7 protein-coding genes and 2 tRNA genes are annotated in these 6,174 nt (G+C 39.0%); all 9 read left to right on the top strand.

Features of this window, described 5'->3' with window-relative positions:
* Nucleotides 1–201: anion permease (locus tag KBF71_02785; GenBank protein MBP9877242.1), on the top strand; the 201-nt coding region annotated here is incomplete at its 5' end.
* A gap of 81 nt (nucleotides 202–282) precedes the next feature.
* Entirely contained in the window at nucleotides 283–942 is a 660-nt protein-coding gene (locus KBF71_02780; GenBank protein ID MBP9877241.1) for a hypothetical protein, read from the top strand.
* Nucleotides 943–970: 28 nt separating this feature from the next.
* Nucleotides 971–1,951, top strand: coding sequence for a class II fructose-bisphosphatase (gene glpX, locus KBF71_02775; GenBank protein ID MBP9877240.1), 981 nt, complete (start codon nucleotides 971–973; stop codon nucleotides 1,949–1,951).
* Nucleotides 1,952–2,061: 110 nt separating this feature from the next.
* Entirely contained in the window at nucleotides 2,062–2,994 is a 933-nt protein-coding gene (locus KBF71_02770) for a ribose-phosphate pyrophosphokinase (GenBank protein ID MBP9877239.1), read from the top strand.
* Nucleotides 2,995–3,152: 158 nt separating this feature from the next.
* Nucleotides 3,153–4,502, top strand: a complete 1,350-nt coding sequence (locus tag KBF71_02765) for a sodium:proton antiporter (protein ID MBP9877238.1) — start codon at nucleotides 3,153–3,155, stop codon at nucleotides 4,500–4,502.
* A gap of 42 nt (nucleotides 4,503–4,544) precedes the next feature.
* Entirely contained in the window at nucleotides 4,545–5,063 is a 519-nt protein-coding gene (locus KBF71_02760; GenBank protein ID MBP9877237.1) for a DUF192 domain-containing protein, read from the top strand.
* A gap of 153 nt (nucleotides 5,064–5,216) precedes the next feature.
* A tRNA-Pro gene (locus KBF71_02755) sits at nucleotides 5,217–5,294 on the top strand.
* A gap of 180 nt (nucleotides 5,295–5,474) precedes the next feature.
* Nucleotides 5,475–5,551 (top strand) — tRNA-Arg (locus tag KBF71_02750).
* A gap of 39 nt (nucleotides 5,552–5,590) precedes the next feature.
* Entirely contained in the window at nucleotides 5,591–6,169 is a 579-nt protein-coding gene (locus tag KBF71_02745; protein MBP9877236.1) for a DUF924 domain-containing protein, read from the top strand.
* Nucleotides 6,170–6,174 lie beyond the last annotated feature (5 nt).

Raw genomic sequence — 6,174 nt, 5'->3', positions numbered from 1 at the left:
GGCGTAACGTTGCTTATGCAATTCTTTATTAGTCTTGGTTTCATTTTACCTGTGAATAGCCCTCAAAGTATGGTTGCTTATGGTACTGAAAGCTTTACGATTAAAGATTTTATGAGAGTAGGTATTGCTCTGACAATTGTTGTGTATGTGCTGAGTTTTGTCTTTTCATTAACTTACTGGAAATGGCTAGGTATACTATAATGCCAATTAACAATCTTCTATCATTATCAACGTTTTTATTTTAGCATGATGTAGAATTGACTCTACAAAGAGGAGAAAAGAGTGACGGTTTTTAAATCAAATAGTTTTATAAAGGGTCAAATTTTCGGGACTCTCATTGCTTTATTGACTCTGTCAGCTTGTGATTTTAATCACTTAAGTGATGGTGTAGAGGATTATCAAATTCAAAGTGGTGAAATGAAAGCACGTCATGAAGCAAATGCACAGAAATCTTTCCCAAATTTAGGCGATGTGCCTGAGCGTGTTTTTTTTGACGATACAGATGATTTTGATTCTAAGAATAAGACTGATCAATCTATTGAAATTGCGTCTCAATATGCTCAAAGCAAGTCTGAAAACAGGGGGCCTTTTTCTCTTGTGAATGTGAAAAAGGTGACAAAGCATTTTTTGCTTGCCGATACAGTTGTCTTTGAGGGAGATGAATTTGATTTTCTGCCGAATCAAGAACAGCAGGTTCTAAAATTTGGCAAAAATGTCCAAAGACAAGACCATAAGATCGTCGTTGTTGCCAAAAGGAATGAAAGCCTTCTGGGATTTGATACTTTAGGTCAAAAAAGATTGAAAAGAGTGGTGAGACTTTTATTATCCTCAGGCATTCGCTCTGATCGTATTTTCTATGGATATAGCGATCAGCTAGATGAATCTTATTTCCCATCCCTTGACCGGATGCAAGATAATGAACTCAAAGTATTTACACGATAATAAACAAAAAAGCATATAGGAGACACACATGCACGGCGTAACTTTTTCAAATGTATTAGAACGAAATTTAGCGCTTGAAGCGGTTCGTGTGACAGAGGCTGCGGCTTTATCAGCATCGCTTGAAGTTGGTCGTGGTGATGAGAAAAAAGCAGATCAAGTTGCTGTTGATGCAATGCGCAGAACACTTCAATCTCTCGAGATTGATGGAACAGTGGTTATTGGTGAGGGCGAGCGCGATGAAGCGCCTATGCTTTATATTGGTGAGAAAGTTGGATCAGGTCGTGGTCCAAAGATTGATATTGCTCTTGATCCTCTGGAAGGCACAACCATTACGGCAAAAGGTGGTCAAAATGCGCTTGCTGTCATTGCAATGGCTGAAGAAGGCGGATTTTTAAATGCACCAGATGTTTATATGGATAAAATTGCTGTAGGTCCTGGTATTGCTTCTGGTGTTGTTGATCTGGATCAAACACCTCTTGAGAATATTAGAAACCTTGCTAAGGCCAAAAAAGGAAATGTTGATGATCTGTTGGTTTGCATATTGGATCGCCCGCGTCATGAAGAGCTGATTGCGCGTGTGAGAGAGGCAGGGGCTCGGATTATGCTGATCTCTGATGGTGATGTGAGTGGTGTGATTGCAACAACAAATCCTTTATCTGGTGTTGATCTTTATTTGGGAACAGGTGGTGCACCTGAGGGTGTTTTGGCGGCAGCTGCGCTTAGATGTGTTGGTGGTTTTATGCAAGGAAGGCTTTTATTCCGCAATGATGATGAGCGTAAAAGAGCAGAGCGTTGGGGTATTCAAGATTTGAATCGTAAGTATGAATTGTTGGACTTGGCTAAAGGCAATGTGATGTTTGCAGCAACGGGTGTAACAGATGGATCAATGCTCAAAGGCGTACGTCGCTGGCCAACAGGTGCTGAGACTCATTCCATCATTATGCGGTCGAAAAGTGGTACAGTCAGACACATTCATGCGATTCATAATTTTGAACGGAAGGCGATATAAAGGATCGATAGACGTTTCAAAAATATATTTACAGAAGCTTGGCTCTTTGCTATCAATCTGTTAGTATGTTTTTATCTCTCTGTTGCTTCTTTCTTACCATTGGATCATAAATGAAAATTCTTTCCTGTAATAGTAATCTCTCTCTTGCACGTTCAATTAGTGAACAGCTGAATATTCCGCTGACGCTTGCAACAATTCGCCGCTTTGCCGATATGGAAATCTTTGTTGAAATTCATGAAAATGTACGTGGAGAGGATGTTTTTATCATCCAATCTACATCTTATCCAGCAAATGATCATTTGATGGAGCTTTTGATTGCGATAGATGCTTTAAAACGGGGATCTGCCAAAAGGATCACGGCAGTTATTCCCTATTTCGGCTATGCAAGGCAAGATCGTAAGACAGGTCCAAGAACACCTATTTCTGCAAAACTTGTTGCAAATTTGATTACCATTGCAGGTGCCGATCGTGTTTTAACGCTTGATCTACATGCAGGCCAAATCCAAGGTTTTTTTGATATCCCTGTGGATAATCTTTTTGCATCACCTGTTTTTGCAAAGGACATTGAAAAAAAATATGGCAATGAGAATTTAGTGATTGTATCGCCTGATGTGGGCGGTGTTGTTCGTGCACGTGGTCTTGCAAAAAGACTGAACGCTGATCTTGCAATCATCGATAAAAGACGTGAGCAACCAGGTCATTCAGAAGTAATGAATATCATTGGTGATGTTCAAGACAGAAAATGTTTGATTATTGATGATATCGTTGATAGTGCAGGAACTCTGTGCAATGCTGCAAAAGCTTTGAAAGAGGCTGGTGCTTTAAGTGTGATTGCTTATGCGACACACGGTGTTTTATCTGGTCCGGCGCTGGAAAGAATTACAAAATCTCCATTGGACGAATTGGTTGTAACAAATAGTATTGAGCCAAACCAAGCGATTGCTGAATCTAATTCCATTCGGCATATTTCAATTGCATCATTGCTCTCTGAGGCAATTAAGCGTATTTCTCTGGAAGAATCCGTTTCGTCTCTTTTTGATTGATCATTCCTTCAAATACAGCATAGAATATTCCTCGAATAGTGGTTTAATCTAGATAGTTGTTATTCCTGCGACCTGTCGCTCCGAAGCCTTGGCGTAGGGGGAAGGCGGGGGTGACAAAAGTGGGCTCTTTCGGATAAAAATAATAATAAAGGAATAAGATGCATCAATTTGCTTTTCCAGTCGAGACGATGGGATTATTATGGGGTATCCCTTTTGCAGGGATTTTACTTTCAATTGGTTTGTTTCCATTGTTTGCACCAAAAATCTGGCATCATCATTACGGTAAAATCGCCTTAGCATGGGCTCTTTGTTTTGTGATGCCTGCTTATTTTATAATAGAGGCACATATTGTAACGCACCATATTTTGGCAACTTTTTTACATGATTATCTGCCCTTTATTATTTTGTTGTTTGCTCTTTTTACAGTGACAGGAGGCATTCGAATTGTTGGAAATTTTGTAGGAACACCTATAATCAATACGGCTCTTTTGATGTTTGGATCCTTTTTGGCAAGTATTATGGGAACAACAGGGGCATCGATTTTACTGATTCGACCCTTTATTAAGGCGAATCAATATAGAAATCATAAGGTTCATGTTATTGTGTTTTTTATATTTTTGATTTCAAATATCGGTGGATCTTTGACGCCAATTGGTGATCCACCACTCTTTCTTGGATATTTGCAAGGGGTATCATTTTTCTGGCCAACAAGTCATCTCCTAAAGCCGATGCTATTTATGGTGTTTTCAGTGTTGGTGATCTTTTTTATTGTTGATACATACTTTTTCTCAAAAGAAGATGATCATCCAAAAAAGTTTCACCAAGATACCAAGCTTTTTTATGTTGAAGGGAAATGGAACTTTATCCCGCTGGTTGCAATCATTCTGTTGCTCTTTTTGGGGGGGAAATATCAGACAGATCAAGGTGTGATGATTTTTGATGTGATGTTTACTTACACGCAAATGGTTGTGAATGGTGGTATGATTTTGATTGCGCTTTTCTCGCTTTGGATCACACATGAAGAAACACATCGTTTGAATGATTTTAATTGGGAGCCTTTGCTTGAGGTTGCAAAAATTTTCTTTGGGATCTTCATGACAATTATCCCTGTTCTTGCTATGTTAAAAGCAGGAGAGAAGGGGGCCTTTCATTCTCTGATTGCTCTTGTGAATCGGAATGGTGAGCCGGATCCATTAATGTACTTTTGGCTCACGGGCACTTTATCAAGTTTCTTAGATAATGCACCGACTTATTTAGTGTTTTTTAATGCAACCAATGCACATGTGACAGAGCTTATGACAACTTTATCTCAGACATTGGTTGCTATTTCAGCAGGTGCTGTCTTTATGGGAGCCATGACTTATATAGGAAATGCGCCAAACTTTATGGTGAAATCAATTGCTGAACATAATGGCATCAAGATGCCTGGCTTTTTCTCATATATGTTCATTGCTTGCATTACGTTGCTGCCGCTCTTCGTGTTACTCAGTTATATCTTCTTCATTTAACAAAAATTTACTCTGAGCATGCTATAAGAAAGGATGACACAGATGAATATAAAAAAATATATCCTTGTAACGCTCTTCTTAGGTCTTGTGGGTATTGTAGTATCGCATTTTGCGACAGGATCACACATTTTTTTAGTAGAAGCCACCCAGCAACCTTTAAAGCCAACAAAAAGACAGATTAATTATGATCATACAATTATGGTCATCACTCAGGATCATAGGCGTGTGATTTTTAAAGGTGCAATTGCTTCGACACCTGATGAACTTGCTTCAGGTCTTAGTTTTGTTGATAAGGTTGAAGATGATCAAGCGATGCTTTTTTCATTTGATCCTGCAAAAGTTGTGTCAATGTGGATGAAAGATACGATTATTCCATTAGACATGCTCTTTATTGCTGAAAATGGCCGCATTGTGAAAATACAAAAAAATGTGACGCCTTTGTCAATTGAAGAGATTTCATCAGATGTTCCGGTGATGGGAGTACTGGAAATCAAGGGCGGAGGTGCTGATAAAAATCATTTGAAGGCTGGTGATCTCGTTCTAAATGCTCGATTATTTTAAAGCTCATAAAAAAAGTTCTCTAATTTCAAAAAAGAGACTTGATAAATTCGTCTGGATGGGTTAGAAATACAAGTAAGTTAAAAAATGGCTTTAAAATTTTTAAGAGGGGTTAAAAGAAATTTTATCCTTCGTCTTTAAATTAAAAGCATATGTCGGGGCGTAGCGCAGCCTGGTCAGCGCACCTGTTTTGGGTACAGGGGGCCCCCAGTTCGAATCTGGGCGCCCCGACCACTTTTAAAAACCCTCTTTCTAAAATCAATACAGTCATGATGAGTTTATAACTCTCGTTTGAGTATTATTCTGTGATCTGCCGAGATATTATTATTCTTTTTTTCAAAAAAAGAGCTTGGATTTTCTTGTCAAATGAGCTATAAAATCACATGAGACGATTGCTATAAAATGTTTCATTACGTGCCCGTAGCTCAGCCGGATAGAGCAACAGCCTTCTAAGCTGTGGGTCAGGGGTTCGAATCCCTTCGGGCACGCCATTTTCCTCAGAAAGCTATTAGCAAAAAAAAGGGAAAGTAATGTCATCTCAATTGATTATATCATCCATACTAAACTTCTGGTTCGGAGATCCTGAATCGGACACCTATGGTCATTTTCAAGATTTTTGGTTTCAAAGCTCACCTGAGTTTGATCAACAGGTCAAAACACAATTTGAATCCATCTATGTTGAAGCTGTTGCAGGTAAATTAAATGCGCTTTCAGAAACACCAAAAGGAAGTTTGGCCTTAGTCATTTTGCTCGATCAATTCCCAAGAAATATGTACAGAGGTACACCTCAAGCTTTTGCTTCAGACCCAATGGCTCTCAGCGTTAGCCGGGATGCATTAGACAAAAAATATGACCAGAACCTTTTACCTACGCAAAGGGTATTCCTATATCTTCCTTTTGAGCATAGTGAAAAGATTGAAAATCAGGATTATTCTGTTGCTCTTTTTGAGGCTCTGGGAGATGAGTATACGTTGAAATATGCAATTGAACACCGAGACGTCATTGTGCAATTTGGGCGCTTTCCGCATCGAAATTCGATCTTGGGCAGAAAGAGCACACCAGATGAAATAAAATTTCTCGAGGAAACAAATTTTATGAAGGGCAAATAGGGGGG

The organism is Alphaproteobacteria bacterium, from assembly GCA_018063245.1.
Taxonomy (GTDB): Bacteria; Pseudomonadota; Alphaproteobacteria; order JAGPBS01; family JAGPBS01; genus JAGPBS01.
This window is presented reverse-complemented; position numbering and strand designations above follow the sequence as displayed.